The sequence below is a fragment of the Vibrio sp. Sgm 5 genome (assembly GCF_026241575.1).
GTDB classification, from domain to species: domain Bacteria; phylum Pseudomonadota; class Gammaproteobacteria; order Enterobacterales; family Vibrionaceae; genus Vibrio; species Vibrio jasicida.
In genome coordinates this window covers 78225-97396 of the sequence record NZ_JAPHPY010000018.1, presented here as the reverse complement: position 1 = coordinate 97396, position 19172 = coordinate 78225, and the positions used below count along the sequence as shown (strand labels likewise).

At 46.1% G+C, this 19172-nt stretch carries 18 protein-coding genes; 9 read left to right on the top strand and 9 right to left on the bottom strand.

From position 1 onward, the window contains the following. The first annotated feature begins 46 nt into the window (after positions 1-46). The 3 genes from dcuC (at position 47) to OQJ86_RS12135 (ending at position 4083) form a co-directional block, all read left to right on the top strand. The gene (gene dcuC, locus OQJ86_RS12145; protein WP_265987911.1) at positions 47-1399 is read left to right on the top strand and encodes an anaerobic C4-dicarboxylate transporter DcuC; all 1353 of its coding nucleotides are present in this window, start codon (positions 47-49) and stop codon (positions 1397-1399) included. 225 nt (positions 1400-1624) lie between these two features. Further along, complete coding sequence (locus OQJ86_RS12140) at positions 1625-2215, top strand: LemA family protein (protein WP_029789887.1); 591 nt, start codon at positions 1625-1627, stop codon at positions 2213-2215. Further along, entirely contained in the window at positions 2215-4083 is a 1869-nt protein-coding gene (locus OQJ86_RS12135; protein ID WP_265987910.1) for a M48 family metallopeptidase, read from the top strand. Before OQJ86_RS12140 ends, OQJ86_RS12135 begins: the two co-directional genes overlap by 1 nt. A gap of 56 nt (positions 4084-4139) precedes the next feature. Here OQJ86_RS12135 and OQJ86_RS12130 read toward each other — a convergent pair whose 3' ends face one another. Continuing rightward, positions 4140-4502: an NADH:ubiquinone oxidoreductase gene (locus OQJ86_RS12130; protein WP_186175441.1), complete on the bottom strand. Its 363-nt coding sequence runs from the start codon at positions 4500-4502 to the stop codon at positions 4140-4142. Positions 4503-5078: 576 nt separating this feature from the next. Between OQJ86_RS12130 and OQJ86_RS12125 the strand changes: the two genes are divergently transcribed. Continuing rightward, positions 5079-6311, top strand: a complete 1233-nt coding sequence (locus OQJ86_RS12125) for an OFA family MFS transporter (protein WP_265987909.1) — start codon at positions 5079-5081, stop codon at positions 6309-6311. 95 nt (positions 6312-6406) lie between these two features. Beyond that, positions 6407-8023, top strand: a complete 1617-nt coding sequence (locus tag OQJ86_RS12120) for a VRR-NUC domain-containing protein (protein WP_265987907.1) — start codon at positions 6407-6409, stop codon at positions 8021-8023. 19 nt (positions 8024-8042) lie between these two features. Here the strand turns inward: OQJ86_RS12120 and OQJ86_RS12115 are convergent, their stop codons facing one another. Further along, positions 8043-9116, bottom strand: coding sequence for a tetratricopeptide repeat protein (locus OQJ86_RS12115; RefSeq protein ID WP_265987906.1), 1074 nt, complete (start codon positions 9114-9116; stop codon positions 8043-8045). Between the two features lie 9 nt (positions 9117-9125). Next, positions 9126-10448, bottom strand: coding sequence for an anaerobic sulfatase maturase (locus OQJ86_RS12110; protein WP_039976899.1), 1323 nt, complete (start codon positions 10446-10448; stop codon positions 9126-9128). Positions 10449-10624: 176 nt separating this feature from the next. On the opposite strand from OQJ86_RS12110, the gene OQJ86_RS12105 reads away from it, so the two are divergent. From OQJ86_RS12105 to OQJ86_RS12090, 4 genes are all read left to right on the top strand, one after another. Next, positions 10625-11413, top strand: coding sequence for a formylglycine-generating enzyme family protein (locus tag OQJ86_RS12105; protein WP_265987905.1), 789 nt, complete (start codon positions 10625-10627; stop codon positions 11411-11413). Positions 11414-11623: 210 nt separating this feature from the next. Beyond that, a complete protein-coding gene (locus tag OQJ86_RS12100; RefSeq protein WP_063344190.1) occupies positions 11624-12607 on the top strand; it encodes an HAD family hydrolase in 984 nt (327 codons plus the stop codon). Positions 12608-12743: 136 nt separating this feature from the next. Then, positions 12744-13391, top strand: a complete 648-nt coding sequence (locus OQJ86_RS12095) for an AcfA family outer membrane beta-barrel protein (protein WP_265987904.1) — start codon at positions 12744-12746, stop codon at positions 13389-13391. Between the two features lie 17 nt (positions 13392-13408). Then, on the top strand, positions 13409-13744 hold the full coding sequence (locus tag OQJ86_RS12090; RefSeq protein ID WP_265987903.1) for a YgiW/YdeI family stress tolerance OB fold protein: 336 nt from the start codon (positions 13409-13411) through the stop codon (positions 13742-13744). Positions 13745-13810: 66 nt separating this feature from the next. On the opposite strand, the gene yegS is transcribed toward OQJ86_RS12090, so the two are convergent. The 6 genes from yegS to atpG all read right to left on the bottom strand — a co-directional run bounded on the left by yegS (position 13811) and on the right by atpG (position 19169). After that, positions 13811-14716, bottom strand: a complete 906-nt coding sequence (gene yegS / locus OQJ86_RS12085; RefSeq protein WP_042606045.1) for a lipid kinase YegS — start codon at positions 14714-14716, stop codon at positions 13811-13813. A 12-nt stretch (positions 14717-14728) separates the two neighbouring features. Beyond that, positions 14729-15631, bottom strand: a complete 903-nt coding sequence (locus OQJ86_RS12080) for a LysR family transcriptional regulator (RefSeq protein WP_038867898.1) — start codon at positions 15629-15631, stop codon at positions 14729-14731. Between the two features lie 140 nt (positions 15632-15771). Continuing rightward, positions 15772-16197 carry a bifunctional diaminohydroxyphosphoribosylaminopyrimidine deaminase/5-amino-6-(5-phosphoribosylamino)uracil reductase RibD gene (locus OQJ86_RS12075; RefSeq protein WP_039976909.1) on the bottom strand — a complete coding sequence of 142 codons (426 nt, stop codon included), beginning with the start codon at positions 16195-16197 and terminating at the stop codon, positions 15772-15774. 249 nt (positions 16198-16446) lie between these two features. After that, positions 16447-16884: a F0F1 ATP synthase subunit epsilon gene (locus tag OQJ86_RS12070; protein WP_042602447.1), complete on the bottom strand. Its 438-nt coding sequence runs from the start codon at positions 16882-16884 to the stop codon at positions 16447-16449. A gap of 15 nt (positions 16885-16899) precedes the next feature. Then, on the bottom strand, positions 16900-18285 hold the full coding sequence (gene atpD / locus OQJ86_RS12065; protein WP_265987902.1) for a F0F1 ATP synthase subunit beta: 1386 nt from the start codon (positions 18283-18285) through the stop codon (positions 16900-16902). 23 nt (positions 18286-18308) lie between these two features. Further along, on the bottom strand, positions 18309-19169 hold the full coding sequence (atpG, locus tag OQJ86_RS12060) for a F0F1 ATP synthase subunit gamma (protein WP_039976906.1): 861 nt from the start codon (positions 19167-19169) through the stop codon (positions 18309-18311). Between the last annotated feature and the right edge of the window lie 3 nt (positions 19170-19172).

The window sequence follows — 19172 nt, the reverse complement described above, 5'->3', positions numbered from 1 at the left end:
CTGAAACTCAGTATATTGCTTAATAACTGAACAACTTTGGGCTGCCATGTCTTCCAACCGAATTAAGCAACAAAGCCATTTCATTGTCAAAGGCTACAAAGCCGCTGGCGTGTTATTAACCGCAGGTATCAGTTTGCTTCTTATGACAGGTCTGCTTGGCCATGACGTTCTGCCATCAAAAATAACCTCAACGGGTAATATGGTGACGGACTCACTAGAGTACGTAAAATACATGCTTCAATACCGTGGTGGCGGCCTAGGTATGCAAATCATGCTACTTTGTGGTTTTGCGTCTTACATGACACACATCGGCGCAAACAATGTTGTAGTAAAACAGTTCTCTAAACCGCTTTCTGTTATCAAGTCTCCTTACGTCCTTTTGGTAGCGGCTTACATCGTGGCATGTTTGATGTCTCTTGCAGTGAGTTCAGCAACTGGCCTAGGCGTTTTGTTGATGGCAACCCTGTTCCCGATGATGACGGCTATGGGTATCTCTCGCCCAGCAGCGGTTGCAGTATGTGCTTCACCTGCGGCAATCATTCTTTCACCAACATCTGGGGACGTGGTCATCGCTGCAGAAAAATCAGGCCTAGCGCTTGACGTGTTCGCGGTTCAAACCGTACTGCCTGTGTCTATTTGTGCAATCATCGTAATGGCTGCAGCAGCTTTCTTCTGGAATAAATACCTAGATAAGAAAGACAACACACCAATGGAAAAAATTGACGTATCAGAAATCAAAGCTGATGCGCCAGCGTTCTACGCAGTTCTTCCTTTCCTTCCAATCATCGGTGTATTCCTATTCAACGGTCGTACGATTCCTGGACTGACTCTAGACATCTACACTATCGTGGTAGGTTCTATCTTCTTGGGTGCAGTGATTCACTATGTGGTGAACAAGTTCGACGGTAAGAAGTCACTTGAAGATCTCGATTCATGCTATGCCGGTATGGCAGACGCGTTCAAAGGTGTAGTCATGCTTTTGGTTGCGGCGGGCGTATTCGCACAAGGTCTAATGTCTATTGGCGCTATCGATAACCTACTACACCTTGCAGACAACGCGGGTGCGGGCGGCATTGCGCTCATGCTTATCCTAACGGGTCTAACTGTTGCCGCTGCGATTGCGACGGGTTCTGGTAACGCTCCATTCTACGCGTTCGTAGAGCTTGCTCCTTCACTGGCTGCGAAGATGGGTCTTAACCCTGCGTTCCTAATCATTCCAATGTTACAAGCATCTAACTTAGGTCGTACTATCTCGCCAGTATCTGGTGTAATCGTTGCGACTTCTGGTATGGCAAACATCAGCCCATTCGAAGTGGTGAAACGTACATCAGTACCAGTTCTAGCTGGTCTGCTTACGGTTATCATCGGTACGATGGTTCTTGTACCAATGACGGCATAAGCACCGACTGTATAACAGCGATTAACAAAGGCTCGGCTTTTATGTCGAGCCTTTTTGCATCGATTCAACACACCTCGTCAACACTTTTCCTCCCTCTGACACTCCCATTGAATACGCAATGTGTCTCTTATTTACAAAACACAGCACATTATAAGCCAGACTAATTTGCTTAATATCTCAGCTACTTATATAACGTTCCAATACATTCAAAAAATGGAACTTACTATGACTTCACTTATTGTTTTTATCGTCATCATTTTGCTTATCGCGGTGTTTGCGGTCAGCATTTACAACAAGCTAGTGACGCTACGTAACCGCTTTAAAAACAGCTTTGCTCAAATTGAGGTTCAGTTAAAGCGTCGCTACGACCTGATCCCAAACCTTGTTAGTACAGCAAAGGGCTACATGGAGCATGAGAAAGAAACGTTTGAGCGAGTGATTCAAGCTCGAAACCAAGCAATATCCGGTTTGAAAGCAGCCAGTAACGCACCAGACAGCGACGCAGCCATTAGCCAATTAGCACAAGCAGAAGGCATGTTACAAAATGCATTAGGCAAGTTAAATGTGGTTGTAGAAGCGTACCCAGAACTGAAAGCCAACGAAACCATGACCCAGTTGCAAGAAGAGCTGACCAGCACAGAGAATAAGGTCGCTTTTGCTCGCCAAGCTTTCAATGATGCAGTTACCAGCTATAACACTTACAAACAGACTTTCCCACCCGTTCTTTTTGCCAATATGTTTGGCTTCCAAGACGGTAAGCTGCTGGAGTTTGCAGACAGCGAAGCAATCCAAGAAGCGCCAAAGGTTGAGTTCTAATGGATTTCTTTGACCATCAAGATACCGCACGTCAACGTACCGGGCTTTTGGTGTTTCTGTTTTCCTTAGCAGTATTAATCATCACTGGTTTGGTCAGCGTACTGTCGATTGCCATTTATTACGGGGTCACTGGTGAGCCGTTTGATCAACGAACCGCTATCACCTACACCTTGCTATGCTTTGGGGGCGTAGCCCTGATTGTCGCAATCAGTTCGATGTTCCGCTTATCTGAGCTTTCTTCTAATGGCGGACGCGGCGTTGCCGAAAGTATTGGGGGTAAGCTCATTTCCTCGAATACAACTGACACAAAACACCGTCAATTACTTAATGTGGTTGAGGAGATGGCAATTGCATCTGGTATTCCCGTCCCTCCTGTTTATGTAATGCAGGAAGAGCGAGGTATCAACGCATTTGCCGCAGGCATGAGTATTGATGATGCCGTCATTGGTGTTACACAAGGCGCGCTTGACAGCTTTTCCCGAGATGAGCTGCAAGGCGTCATTGCTCACGAATTCAGCCATGTGTTAAATGGCGATATGCGATTGAATACACGCTTAATAGGCGTCTTGTTCGGCATTACTTGTATTGCGCATTTGGGTCACTTGGTTCTCGACAATACACACAACACTAGCCGCTCATCAAGAAGCTCCTCCGATTCTGATAAAGGCTTTGCTGTCATCATGTTTGTCGCGATTGTATGTTTAGTGCTTGGTTGGGTTGGTACTTTATTTGGCTCAATGATCAAAGCAGCTATTTCACGACAACGTGAGTTCTTAGCGGACGCGAGTGCGGTTCAGTTTACTCGTAATGACCAAGGCATTTCAGGTGCTCTAAAGAAGATTGGCGGTCACGCATCTGGATCTAGCTTAAATGCACAAGCGAGCAGCCAAATGAGCCACATGATGTTTGGGCAAAGCAGTTTGTCTGGCTTCACCGGCTTCTTCGCTACTCACCCACCTCTGGAAGAGCGAATCCGTCGCATCGAACCTAACTGGGACGGCAGCTTTTTACACAGAAGTCAGAACCACGCTTCAGCGTTTGGAAATGAACAAGTCAGTGGGTTTTCGTCCGATGCCGACTTTGGTTATACGCACCTTGAAACTCAAGTTGAAACACAAACTTCTTCAGAGCTAAGTGAAACGGGTAAACTGCTTATCAGCCAATTGCCCCAAGACTTGGTAGACATTGCGCGTGAACCCTACAGTTCGCGCTTTATTGCATTGCTTCTGATCTTTGATGGTAGTGATGTGCAACGTGAGATGATTAAAGGTCATATTCCAATGGTCTCGCACGCAAAGCTGTTACCGTGGCTGGATTACGATTTGCCCCTACATTTGAGGCTTCCTCTACTAGAGCTCGCTCTCCCTGCGCTTAAATCGATAAGTGAAGGTCAGAAAAGTAGACTTTGCCAAGTGTTGCGTGAATTGTCTCAAACCGATAATCATTACTCACTAGGTGAATGGTGCGTCATTAACTTGTTAGAAAAGCAGCTTATTGCGCCATTTGGTTCTACTCGCCAGAACAAAACCTTTAAGCAACTCAAAGAAAGCATTTACTGGTTACTACGTGAATTGGCATGGGTCACCCATTCAGAGCACGAAGGCGCGCAGCGAGCATTCAACGCTTCGCTCAAATCGCTAGGGTTTGCAGAAACCACGCTAGTAGAACCAAATAACGACTGGCGCTTAAGTCGCGCAGCACTGGAGTTGTTGCTGCAACTTAAGCCACTTCAACGACGCCAGTTTGTTAAGGCGTGTCGTTTGGCTATTGAGTCTGACGGCAAGATTACCGTCGCAGAAGGCGAATTGTATCGAGTGATAGCATGCTTCTTAGAAGTGCCAGAACCGCCACTGACTGTGACGCTTTAACGGCACAAAGTAAAACGCCAGCAATGAATGCTGGCGTTTTATATTCGTAAACGGTTTTACGCTGTCGCGGCTCTAAAGCGCTCTGGAATCTTAGTAATGCTTTGACGGTAGCTGAACCACAAGTAGGTTACCGCTAACGAGAAGAACAAGTAAGACAAAGCAAACACGATTGGAGAAGTAATCAACTCAGCTGACATCCCCCACATTACACCAACTACGGTAATCGTCAGCTTAGACAACATGCCACAGATCAATAGGAACAAAGCAAGCTGTGGGAAGCGGGAGCTACGGAATGCGAAGAAGTAGCAACTGCCAACGGCAAGTGATGCAATAGACAAACCTAGCATGAATGAATGGATGTGATCTGCTGATGCAACACCTGCAGAAACAGAAGCCATAAGTAATAGGAACAATTTCATAAGTCACCTCACTACAAGTAGAGAAAAGCATCCTTTCATTAATGAAAACTCATTTTGCGCCCTATTTTGCTTATCTATTTAGCAATTACAAGCACAATTTTTGTTCAATTTATGTTCACTGCATCCTTCCGAATTAAGTTATTACAAGCAGTTAACATTCTCTAATTTATAAACCCTTTAGTTCCTGCACTTACAGAAAACAGTCTCTATTTTGCCCACTTTTGTTACAGAACATTAACACTAAAATATTTTGAAACTTTTTGCTTAAACTGTGAGCCAAACACTCAGCTTCACGCTATCCACCTTGTTTCACTTAGGATCTCACTACCAAACCAGCGATTCTTTACGTTAGATCAACATTTTCTTCATATATAAAACCATCCCATTACAAACATTTTTAATGCTTCAAATTATTTTTAGTGACAGGGGTAAAAAGAGATTCCAATCACACATTTATTGGTTATAATCCGCGCTCATTACGTTATGCGTTGAAAAACGCAAACTTATTTTGAGCAAACCTTATCTTTAAACCGACCCCTCTTTGGTATTTGCCTAGGGGTATTACTGAGAACAAAAATGAGCAAGATTGATAAAGCTATGCGCATCCTGTTAGCAGGATTCTGTATCAACCTTTGTCTTGGCATCCTGTATGCTTGGAGTGTATTCAACAAAGCACTAGTGACAGAGTCAGGCTGGAGCGCAGCAGAAGCATCTGCACCTTACGCGACTGCAACTATTACTTTCTCTATCTGTCTTCTTGTTGCAGGTATTCTTCAAGACCGTATGGGCCCACGTTTGATCCTTATCCTAGGTACTGTTCTTACAGGTTTAGGCATGATTGCGTCTGGTTTTGTTAACTCGCCTCTAATGCTGAACATCACTTTCGGTGTGATCACTGGCGCAGGTATCGGTTTTGGTTACGCGTGTCTTTCTCCTTCAGCAATGAAGTGGTTCCACGCATCTAAGAAAGGTATGGTTAACGGCATCATCGCAGCAGGTTTCGGTCTAGCAGCTATCTACCTAGCTCCTGTGACTTCTGCGCTGATCGACAGCATGGGCATTCAAACAAGCTTCCTAGTTCTTGGTTTTGGTATCCTTGCTATCGCTGTTCCTCTAGCAGCAACAATCAACAACCCACCAGCGGATTACACGCCAGCAGAGCCTAAAGTAAAAGAAGGTCAAGCACCGAAGGTTGTTAAGAAGTCTGACGACCTAACGTGGAAAGCAATGCTTAAAACGCCACAGTTCTACTCTCTATGGATCATGTACGCGTTCGCAGCTTCTGTTGGTCTAATGATCATCGGTAACATCACTACTATCGCAAGTGTTCAAGCGAACCTACCAAACGCAGTTTACCTAGCGTCTATCCTTGCGGTATTTAACTCAGGCGGTCGTGTAGCAGCAGGTATGCTTGCAGACAAGATCGGCGGCGTACGCACTCTTCTTCTAGCGTTCGTTCTACAGGGCATCAACATGGTTCTGTTCGCAACGTTCAAGACTGAGTTCACGCTGATCATCGGTACAGCAATCGCGGCAGTAGGTTACGGTACGCTTCTAGCAGTATTCCCTACTCTAACGGCTGAATTCTATGGTCTGAAGAACTACGGCACTAACTACGGCGTGCTATACACAGCATGGGGTATCGGTGGTGCAATCGGTGCTGCTGTTGTTGGCTTCTCGATGACAAATGGCGAAGGCTACACACTGGCTTACACAGTATCAGCAGCAATGATGGCGGTATGTATCGTACTAGCGTTCATCACTAAGCCACTGACTGAAGCAAAAGTAGCACAACTGAAAAACGCTTAATCGCCAGTCCAGCTCTATTTATCTAATAGATCTGCAGAAATTGATTCGAAAAAGGCTTAACCTATGGGTTAAGCCTTTTTTATTGTTAGTTGGTTATGGAAAACACGGTCGAACTCGCCCCAGATTACTATCTCAATAACTTCTTTAAACTCACGCAGCACGCCACCGAGTGGTACTGTGATTTGCTCACTTCAGAAGAGCATCTGTGGTTATCAGTTTTTGAAAGCTTATCCAAACCCGCTCAATGTCTTCTCGTACGCTTGTACAGTCGCAACGGCTGTTGGTTTCGTAGCGACAAACTCAACTATCAAGAAATCGAGAATATCGAGTCGGCTTTGGGTGAATTGGCTGGTCATGATTTTGTCTCGCTATCCCCTGACCTAACGACGCAAGAATTAGCGGCGAATCTACTGACCAAGCCAGAGATCGTCACGCTCTATCCTGAGTATCCTAAATCCCTCAAGAAAGAGGCATTAGTGGCATGCCTGAGTGAAGAACGTTTCGAGCTATTTGAGGCTCTGGATTTCACGGTGATTAAGCTTAACTCCGCACAGATGATTGATGTTTTGCTGACGCTGTTTTTTGCTAATACCCATCAAGACCTCAGCCAGTTCGTGCTCGACGATTTAGGTTTACACCAATTCGAACAATACCAGTTAAGTAAAGCGCGTCGATTCTTCGAGAGTAGAGGGCAATTCGATCGGCTTATTGAACTCAGCCAACTCTCCAACCTTTATTGGCAATGCGACAGAAAACAAAAAGCGAATCTCGATATTCTTATCGAAGCGATGCCAGAAAAGGTTGAACATCGCTACGTCGACCGTAAACGTGAGCACATGATTAACGACATTGCACGAGATTACGAACGCATAAACGAACTTGAGATGGCAATTGCGCTGTTTGAGAAGACCACACTCGCGCCAAGCCGAGAGCGTTGTGCTCGCATCTACGACAAGCTAGAACAAAACGATTTATTTAGTGACATTGTCACGGATATGCTCGCTGACCCTATTGATATCTCTGAGTTTGAGGTGGCACAGAAGCTCGAACAACGCGTTAAACGTAAACAAGGCTTGAAAGTCCCGAGAGCCACCAAGCCAAAATGCAGCGAATACCACATCGAATTAGATCTATCCCAGCAACGTGTGGAGCTGGCAACCAAAGCGCATTTCGAAAGTTTAGGTTGGACCGTCTTCTATTCCGAAAATACCTTACTCAACAGCTTGTTAGGATTAACCTTGTGGGATGCGAATTTTGCGCCAATAGAAGGTGCATTCATTAACGCTTATCAACATCAACCATTGGATTTGTATCACGCCGATTTTGCCGATAAAAGAAAGCAGCTTATCGACAATGCGCTTGAGCAAGTTCAACAAGGGAATACACAGGCTTTGTTTAATACATACCGAGATAAAATTGGTATCAGTAATCCCTTCGTCAGTTGGGCATATGTGAACGAAGAGTTGTTATCCCTTGCTCTTGAACACATCCCTAATGCCCTGTTGGTCGAACTGTTTAACGTGCAGTTAAGCGACCTAAAACTCTATCGAAACGGTATGCCGGATTTGATTGCATTTAAAGATGGGAAGTTTGAATGGATAGAAGTGAAAGGTCCGGGCGATAAACTCCAAGATAACCAATGGCGTTGGATCAAGGAGTTCAATCGCCTCAATGTGCCGTTCTCAGTCTGTTATGTAACGGCACAAGGTTAAGAAAAGAGCCAGAATGGTCTTAGCTACTTACTTTGGCGTTCTTCTGCCCTTTCTTCTCTTTCAATTGATCAATCACGTAGCTTGGTGCGACTTTCTCTAGTTCGCCCAAGCACTCATCTGTTTTCGGGTTGTCGTAACGAACATAAATGTCGCAAACCGCATAAAGCTGTTCCGGCGCACCAGAAATCAAATACGCTTGCTCAAAAGACTTCACCGATATGTCTAGGTTGTAGTCTTCTTGCAGTACGCCATTGAGATACCAGTAGTAGCTGTTATCTTTCGCCATGTTGGCCGCTTTTTCGATTTCTGTCGCTGCATTCTTCTTCTCATCCAAACGCACCAGCGTCAGCGCTTTCGAGTAATGCAAAGACGCATTATCAGGATGAAGTTTGATCGCAGAATCCAACGTCTTGACCGCATCGGCATCGCGTTGCTGCGCTCGGTAGTTGTCGGCCAAGCTTAACCAAATTTGTGGATTTTCAGGCTGATTGGTCACCAAAGCTTGATAGATTTTATCCGCTTTATCCCATTCATGGTGCCAACGATAGACATCCGCTAACAACAGTTTGGAGCCGTCGTCTTTCTTGTGCTCTAAGTAGCTGATCAGTTCAGCAACCGGAGCTTCAAGCGTTTGCTGTTGCTCGCTGCTCACGTTAGAAAAGTCACGCACTAAGTTGGTCGCAGCAGTAATACGGACCATAGCCTCTGGATCACTCAACAGTGGCTCAATCATGCGCCAGCGATGTTCAATCGTGTAAGGTTCTGCTCCCACAATCGCGGCCTCACGAACCGCTGGGTCTTGGTCTTGAAGGCTGCGTGCAACCGCCACTAGCGCGTTTTGACTTGGGTACTTCGCCAGCTCATGCAACGCTTCAATGCGCTTTTCTACTGGCTGTTTCACGTCTTGAGCTTGATAAGACCACTTCGCAACCACTTGCTGTGGCGACATCTGTGCTGAATGGGTTTCCTCAGCACTTGTTACGCTCGCAGAAGAAACTTGGTCCGGTGCTAGCAAGGTTTCATCCTGCGCGGCAACAGATTGGCTTACGGTGACGCCTAGAGCGATGGCTAATAACGTTTTTGAGAATGTCATATCAATCCCTTAAAATTTGGTTTCGAATACAGGACGCTTCGCCGCTTGTTGGCGTAAAACGGCATCACTGTATTTGCCATGTGCCACAGGGTTACCCGTTGCACGAAGAATGTATGCCATTGCCTTATCAGCATGAGAGAAGAACTTTTTCCAACCTGCACACAGGTAGTTCAACCCAGGTTCACCGTCTTTGGTGCGAATGAAACGGTTTTTCGGACACTCGCCGTAGCAAGCGAATTGGTAATCACACTGTTGGCACTGCTTGGTTAGCGAGCGAGTCTTGGCAAAGCCAAACTTTTGCTGCTCAGGACCATACGCCAACGTGTCTAATTTTTCGTGGTGGATGTTGCCAATCTTGTATTCTGGGTAAACGTAATGGTCACAAGCAAAAACATCGCCGTTTGGTTCCATTGCCAAGCCTTTACCGCAGATTTCACCGAGTGTACAAAGCGGGTTTCTGCGACCCATCCACGCCTCGACACTCGCTTCAAAGTATTGAACGAAGACTTTACCAATGTCGTTTTGTACCCACTCATCGAAAATAGCGATAAGGAAGTTACCCCAAGCCTCGTCCGCGACACACCAAGATTCAACGACCGAGTCTTTGTGACCAGGAATAAGACGCTTGTCGCCTTGTTTCAACTGCTCTTGCGGCTCCCATGTTTGAGGTGCGGTAGTACGGAACGTTTTTTGTTCCACGATGGGAATAAACTGCATTTGAGGAGAGCGAACTTCATCACGTAGGAATCGGTACACTTCAAGTGGGTTACGGCTCGTTAGGTTATTCACACAAGTCAGTGTCGCGAACTTTACTTCATGAGCGTGCAAAAGCTCCACAGCGTTCATCACTTGCTTGAACGTGCCTCGCCCTGCTCGGTTGGTACGGTAAGCATTGTGTAACATCTCTGGTCCATCGATACTCAAGCCGACCAAAAAATTATTCGCTTTTAGAAATGCACACCAGTCATCGTTCAGCAACGTACCGTTGGTTTGCAAATCGTTGGAAATTATCACACCTTCAGGCTTGTACTTCGCTTGAAACTCAACAATTTTCTTGAAGTAATCCAAACCCAACATCGTTGGTTCACCACCCTGCCAAGAGAAGATGATTTCTGGTGTGTTTTGCCCTTCAATGTATTGGCGAATGTAAGTTTCAAGTGTTGCTTCATCCATTACTGGCGTGCAGCCTTTTTTATACTCAAGTAAGTCCTGCTTGCTGAGATAGTAACAGTACGTACAGTCTATGTTACATGCCGCACCAATTGGCTTTGCCATCACATGTAAACGCTTAGACGCTTTACCATTGAACTGAGGACCTTGAGTAATATGCATGAGTCACCTTTAGCGTAATGAAAGTTAAGATGATACGACCATAACAACGCCATTTTCACCTTGATGACCTAATCATAAATCTCATTAATACAAGAGGCTTGTTATACCGTTTATAACCTTTTTTCATAGCGTTTATTGCTAATCTTCATCATGACTTTTTTGGCGAGAAACTATTGATGAAATCATTTAAAAGCAAATCGTTAACCGCATTTTCTATTCTATCATTCAGCGTATTAATGAGTGGCTGTGCGACTCAATCACCGCACCCTATCACGCTCAACATTGATCAAGATATGGTGTTGGTTGAGGGCGGTTCATTTGTCATGGGATCGGACAGCGACTCCGCCAAGAAGGCAGAAACCCCTGCACGCGAAGTGAGCGTAGATGGCTTCTATATTTCCAAATTCGAGGTCACTCAAGAGTTGTTTGAATCTGTGATGGGTTCTTCAATGAGTTACTTCCAAGGTGCAGACATCCCAGTTAACAACTTGAGCTGGCAGCAGGCGAATTACTTCATCGAGAAGTTGAACGAGCTGACCGGTGAAAGCTACCGCTTGCCGACAGAAGCGGAATGGGAGTTTGCCGCAAAAGGGGGTAACAAGAGCCAAGGTTTCACTTACGCAGGTTCAAACAACATTGCTGATGTGGCGTGGTATGCCGACAACTCCAAAAACCAAGCTCATCCCGTTGGTCAAAAACAACCTAATGAACTTGGTCTGTATGACATGACAGGTAACGTTGGTGAGTTCGTGATCGACGCGTATGACGATACTTTCTACCGCTATGGCCCAACCGAGAATCCAAACAACGCTAAAGATGAAAAAGCCGGCCTAGCACACAAGTCCGTGCGAGTCGGCAGCTTTGCTTATGATTCTGATGAATCAGAGAATTTCCGTCGTGATTTCGCTAGCCAGTCTATAATTATGTCGGACATGGGACTTCGCCTTGCTAAAGATGCTGATTAAGCACGATTACGCATGAGAAGCGACGTTACTGCCCCTTTGCGAGTTCTTAACAAGTAATTACGTCTATGGTTAGGGAAAGAGGCTAAACCCGCGTTGTTCTTCTCTATACCCAAGTAACCTCGAGATGCGAAGTTCAGCGAAAGTGACTTGGGTAGATATTTCACCTCGAATGTACTCGAACAATACATACAAACTTAGGTAAATAATAATATGAACAAGAAACACATCTGCGCCCTAGCTGTCTTATCTGGCTTATCTTTTTCTGCGATGGCACTAGACTGCGATCCAAACTTATTACCATCATGGAAAGATGGCGACAGCAAAATGGCTATTGTGAACTATGTTGACCAATCGATGGATACAACCAAGTCGACGTTCATTCCTGAACAAGACCGTATCGCGGTATTCGACAATGACGGTACCTTATGGTCGGAAAAACCATTCTACTTCCAACTGGCTTATGCGCTAGACGAAGTGAAACTCATGGCAAAAGACCACCCAGAATGGAAGACAAAAGAGCCGTTCAAATCCGTATTGAATGATGACATCGAAAGCGTCTTTAAGGGTGGTGAAAAAGCGCTACTTGAGATCGTAAAAGTCACCCACAGTGGCATGACAGTAGAAGAATACCAACAGAAAGTTTCTGAGTGGTTGAAAGCCGCAAAAGATCCGCGTTTTGGCAAAGCTTACACAGAGCTGACTTATAAGCCGATGCGTGAAATGGTGACCTACCTGCAAGAACACGGCTTTAAAACTTACATTGTTTCCGGCGGTGGCGTGGACTTTATGCGTGTTTGGGCACCAGAGGTTTACGGCATTCCAGAACAACAAATCATTGGTAGTGCACTGAAATACAAGTACGACTACAACGACGGTAAGCCAACCGTCACTAAGCTAGATGAGATCCTGACCATTGATGACAAAGCGGGCAAAGTTGAAAATATTCAACAAATCATTGGTAAGAAACCAGTACTCGCTATTGGTAACTCAGATGGTGACCACGCAATGATGCAATGGGCAACAAGCCAACCAAACTCTATGGCAATGATCGTTCATCACACTGATGAAGATCGCGAGTGGAAGTACGACCGTAAATCGAGTGTGGGGCACTTAGACAAAGCGATGGATGAGGCCAACCAACGTGATAACTGGCACCTGATCGACATGAAAAATGAGTGGTGTACGGTTTACTAAATACGCCTTTGTAGATGAGAGACTCCCCTTCATGGGGAGTTTTTTATTTATTTTCAAACGTTAGGCTTTTCTTCACGATCACTTCACGACTCTTCACACACAATGCCTCTCATCAAAACGAAGAGGTAAAACAAAAATGACAAGAACACTCCTGACAATCCTAGCGGCAAGCTCTTTCTCTGTTGCAGCAGCGCCCTATGTAGGTTTGGAATATGGATTCGGCACGACTGACCACGATTTTGAGACATCTTTTGACGCTGACGGTGTGAATCTAAACCCTGAATTGGAAGACGGTATTTTTGGTGGCTTTGTTGGCTACTCTATCAACGACTCTTGGGCAGTAGAACTGGGTTACAACCAATTTGAACTAGAAGATAGCCGTTCAAAGAGCCTAGGCATCCAGAACATTGATGGAAAAGACTACCACCGCGAAATGGAATGGGATTCATCCATCAAGGCAAAACAAATCACGCTTGCTCCTGTGTTTAGCTACGCATTAAACGATAAATGGACTACCAAAGTAAAAGCGGGTCTGAGCTACACACAATACGAATCGAAAGCCGGTAAGTACGAAGAGCACGAACTGGTTTCAAATGACGATGTGGAAATGAGCAAAACCCTTTTCCACAGCACAGAAAAGAATAACGAGTTGGGTGCCGTCTTCTCTGTTGGTGCGGAATACAAAATCTTCCCTCAATTGACCATCGGCGCAAACGCGAAGTACCAACTTGATAGCTACGCAAACACAGCATCGATTAACGTAGGTTCAACCTACTACTTTTAATATAGGAAGCCTCTAGCATGAAGAAACTGATCTTAGCTACCACACTCGTTCTTTTATCAGGCTCTGCGTTGGCCGCTTTTACTGGCCCAACGACATCAGCCATTAATACCGTCAAAGAAGCGCAGAATGCCGCTGACGATAGTTTTGTTCTGTTAACGGGGAACATTGTCCAAGCCTTAGGTGACGAGACTTACTTGTTTAAGGATGAGACGGGCGAAATCCAAGTTGAAATCGACAACGAAGATTGGATGGGCCAAGACGTATCACCACAAGATAAGGTCGCGATTCGTGGTGAAGTTGATTCAGAGTGGACAACAATGCAAATCGACGTTGATACTATCCAAAAAATCTAAGCTCTCCGCGCTAATAACGACAAAGCCACCTCACTTAGGTGGCTTTTGTGTATAAGTTTAAATTTATTATGAATCGACACATAAGCAAGGGCAATTCGGTGGAAGTACCAAGTTGATGCTTCTAGCTTGCACATCAAAACGAATTTTACTCGAGCGGTAAGGCTCACCATCTAAGTTGAGCGGCAACAACTTAGGAAAATCGATTTCCAACCAACTTGCCTGAGTGTGTTTAACGAATTGCCCTAGTTCGGTGGGATTTTGAATTTCCTGAATGACTTGCGGCAATTCATGAGGCAGAAATGGGTGAACGAGAGTGATGTCCATAACACCGTCGTCAATGAATGCATTTGGGGCGAGCTCTTGCCCTCCGCCAGCCAAACGACTGTTACAGAATGCACCAACTAGGATTTCCCCATTATAGCTGCCTTGTTTTATCGTGACCGTACCATCGTAGGGTTTAAAACCGAGCGCTTTTACCAAGCCCGTCAATGTGTACGCACCGCCCCCAAGAAAGTTCTTCAGCTCTACGGGCGTCTCTGCGGTAATTTCTGCACCAAACCCTGCAGCGGCAACATTCATAAAATAACGATCATTGGCTTTTACGCTATCGACTGCCACAGCATCACCGTTTATCGCCAGCGCTAATGATTCGCGAATCGTCGTGGGAATTTGCGTCGCCGTCGCAAAGTCATTCGCGGTTCCCATCGGGATAATCGCCAGCTCAGGCCGGCGATCTACTTCGATTTGGTTTAATGCCGTTACCGCTTCATTAACAGTGCCATCGCCACCAGCCACAACAATACGCTTAACGCCTTCATTGACCGCTTCTCGGACCAAACGCGCCATATCTTGAGATTCCCATGTCACGCGAACTTGAACATCTACACCCTGCTCCCGCATGCGGAAGATCTCGTTGCGCAACTCTGGAGTACCCGCTTTTTTACCATTTAAAATGGCACGTATTGCCTTCATACTTACTCCTCGTTATCGAATCGCTTTACCCGCTTGTTTGATTTGCGTTCTTAACCATTGGTGGGCGCTTTCATTGCTACGACTCGAATGCCAAATTGCACAAAGATCATGCTCACTGTCACTAAATGGCAGCGGGACCGCTTTGATATTATAGGTTTTAGAAAAATGGTTGATGGTCGAAAACGGTAACATTCCGATGTACTCACTCCCATCGATCACTGGCAACATTTCCATTGCCCCTGCGGCGCGATAAACAATATTGCGACTCGCCAAGTCTTCAATGTCTTCTCCCGTCAACAAACTGTTTCTAGCATGCCAACGAGACACCACAACGTGCTCTTCTGCCAAAAATTGCTTCACCGTACATGTATCTTGAATTCTGGGGTGCTCAGCATTGCATACCACCATCAAACGCTCGGAAAAAATCGGTTCCATTTTCAGTACGGTGCGCCCGCGAGGCGGAAGATCAATGATCAAGTCATAGCGCTGTAGGCGCAGGTCACTCTCATAATCTTCAGTAAAAAGTGGGTGAACTTCGAGCGTAATTTTTGGGGCATGCTCTCGAATCTGGCGCATTAATTGTGGCATCAACTCATAACTGGCTACCGAAACACAAGCGATCGAGAAAATACGATTAGAAACTTTAGGATCGAAACTACTTGAGGCGGAGAGTGTAGAAGTGAAGTTTTTTAGCGCTGCTACCATGGCTGGATAAATATCCATCGCGAAACTGGTCGGCTCAACGCCAGAATTACTGCGGTGGAACAACGGCTCATCATAGATATCACGCAAGCGTGCAAGGGCCTTGCTCACAGCGGGTTGGCTTATATCTAATCGAGCAGCAGCCTTAGATAGGTTCTGCTCTTCATAGATTGCCACAAAAATGGGGATGAGATTTAAATCAGTACTTTTCATTTCGCCAACATAAAACGGGGAGTTAGTTTTATTTTAGCTAACAGTCTGATCTGAAACGAGTCAAAGCACTGGATTTGAGCGTTTATGCATGTTTTCGACAGTTTTGACCCTCCACTGACGAAGACAATTCTGAAAACCGCTCAAGATTTTCCTAGATACGGCGTGAGAAACGCGCTGGCCGCTTCGCCACACAAACCGACCTCGACGTCGACACCACCAGCCTTGAGCATATCGATACCACGACCTGCATTGCGAGGGTCAGGGTCTAACATGGCAACCACAACTTTCTGGATACCACAATTAACGAGTGTCGCAGCACAAGCTGGCGTTCGCCCAACAAAAGAACAAGGCTCTAATGTCACATATGCCGTTACTTCGCTCAAGTCACCTTGATAAGCCTTTAACGCTTCAACTTCAGCATGGTTACCACCAATCGCTTGAGTGTACCCCTCTGACACAATCTGACCGTCTTTCACGAGTACACAGCCGACAGGTGGGTTTGGTTGACAAGCAGGCAACGCGTTGCGAGACACTTCCAACGCGCGAAGCATAAATTGTTGGCTCATTTGATGTTGATTCTCAATATTCAAAATTTGGGTGATGGATTCTAACGCCAGCATGCTTTCCTCGCTATATAAAAGTGTTTGCAATATTGATACGTTTTGTCTCATCAAACAATTCACTCTCCTCCCTTTTTCCATAAAAAACGGGGCGAACCGAAGTTGCCCCGCTTTAATTAGACCCAATGAAGTCAACCTCCTGAACGACGAGTTGACTTGGGTACTCACTCTTCAGACCGCATTCCGAAGTGTTGGCTAACGAATTCTCATCGTCAGTTCAACTGCACGAAGTTGTGCCAATGCCTTGTTCAACTCCATGTGTGCCTGTGCAAAGCTGATGTCGTCCATGTGCGCACGAATATTTTCTTCCGCCGCTCTGCGGGCTTCTTCCGCCCTAGCTTTATCAATATCCTTACCGTGTAACGCGGTGTCAGCAAGCAGCGTAACGACATCCGGTTGAACTTCAACTAGCCCACCAGAAACGTATAAGATCTCTTCTGGTTTCGATAAATCCCCCGAAATGCGAGCAACGCCTGGCTTGATTTTACTGATCAATGGAGAATGGCCCGGACGAATACCGAGTTCACCATCCGCACCAGCGACGGCAAGTGCATGGGCCGGACCAGAGTAGAGAGTACCTTCTGCACTCACCACATTCAGTTGAAACGTACTTTGGGTAACCGCAATGGCCATAGTGCCTCCCGCGCTTTACAGTTTGTTCGCTTTTTCAAGCACTTCATCAATGCTGCCGCAATACATAAACGCTTGCTCAGGTATATCGTCGTATTCACCCGCTAACAACCCCTTAAAGCCGCGAATTGTATCGGCAAGAGAAACGTAAACACCTGGGTCGCCAGTAAATACCTCTGCTACGTGGTATGGCTGAGTAAGGAAACGTTCAATCTTACGAGCACGTGATACCACTTGTTTGTCGTCTTCAGACAGTTCATCCATGCCTAAAATGGCGATGATGTCTTTCAATTCTTTGTAGCGTTGTAATGTCTGCTGCACACCACGAGCGATGTCGTAATGCTCTTGACCTACTACTAATGGGTCCAATTGACGAGACGTCGAATCTAACGGGTCAATCGCTGGGTACAAGCCCATTGCCGCGATGTTTCGGTTAAGTACCACCGTCGCATCCAAGTGCGCAAATGTGGTTGCAGGAGACGGGTCAGTCAAGTCATCCGCAGGCACATAAACCGCTTGGATAGAGGTGATAGACCCATTCTTGGTTGAGGTAATGCGCTCTTGAAGCACACCCATTTCTTCTGCGAGTGTCGGTTGATAACCTACCGCAGATGGCATACGACCAAGCAATGCAGAAACTTCTGTACCAGCCAACGTATAACGGTAAATATTATCCACGAACAACAGTACGTCACGGCCTTCATCACGAAAACGCTCTGCGATGGTCAAGCCTGTTAGCGCAACGCGTAGACGGTTACCCGGTGGCTCGTTCATCTGACCGTAAACCATGGCTACTTTGTCCAGAACACCCGCTTCCTTCATTTCATAGTAGAAGTCATTACCCTCACGAGTTCGCTCACCAACCCCGGTAAAAACCGACAAACCTGAGTGAGCTTTTGCAATGTTATTGATAAGCTCCATCATGTTTACAGTCTTACCAACACCTGCACCACCAAACAGACCGATTTTACCGCCTTTCGCGAACGGGCAAATCAAATCGATAACTTTAACACCCGTTTCGAGCAACTCAGTGCTACTTGATTGTTCTTCATAGCTCGGTGCTTCACGGTGAATCTCGTAGGTCACTTGCTCGCCAATAGGACCACACTCATCGATTGGATGACCCAACACGTTCATGATACGACCTAGGGTTTCTTCACCAACAGGAACCGTGATCGGATGGCCTGTTGATTCGACTTCCAGCCCACGTTTAAGGCCGTCAGAAGACCCCATTGCGATACAGCGAACCACACCGCCGCCCAACTGTTGCTGCACTTCCAGCATCAGTGAGCCGTTGCTGCCATCGTTTACTTTCAGTGCATCGTAGACTTTCGGGCCTTCACCTTGTTCGAACTCGACATCTACCACCGCACCGATGACTTTGACGATTTTGCCAATACTCATAATCTAAACCTCAAATTCTCTCTCTAAACCGCTTGCGCGCCGGATACAATTTCACTCAACTCTTGAGTAATCGCCGCTTGGCGCGCTTTGTTGTAAACCAGTTGTAGGTCTTCAATAAGTTGCGCTGCGTTATCAGTCGCGGCTGACATTGCCATCATCCGCGCGGCTTGCTCACAAGCGATGCTCTCAACCACACCCTGATAAACCAGCGATTCGACATAACGTTGAATCAAGTGGTCGAGAATGTCTTGAGGAGACTGCTCGTAGAGGTAATCCCAACGAGCTTCTTTATCACGTGAAATGTCTTCTTTCGGGAACGGCAGCATTTGCAGTACCGTTGGCTTTTGCACCATGGTGTTTACAAACTGGTTGTAAACGAGGAACAAGCGGTCGATTTTGCCTTCGGAGTAGTGCTCCATCATGGCGTTAACCGCGCCCAACATGTCTTCTAGTTTTGGTGCATCACCAAGGCCAGAAGTTTGCGCCATTACTTTCCCGAGGGACTGGAAAAAGCTGATTGCTTTCGAACCGATGAGCGTCGTATCTACCTCAACGCCCTTCTCTTGCCAGCCTTGCATTTCTGCCAATACTTTTTTGAACAAGTTACTGTTCAGGCCACCACACAAACCCCGATCGGATGAGATGATGATGTAAGCCACTCGCTTCACTTCGCGTTCTTGAAGGAAAGGATGACTGTACTCCAGCGTACCGGACGAGACGTGACCGATAACCTTACGCATGTTCTCCGCGTAAGGACGGGACGCCTGCATGTTCTCCTGCACTTTGCGCATCTTGCTGGCGGCGACCATTTGCATTGCACTCGTAATTTTTTGCGTGCTACTCACGCTAGCAATTTTGGTGCGAATCTCTTTGGTATTTGCCATAAC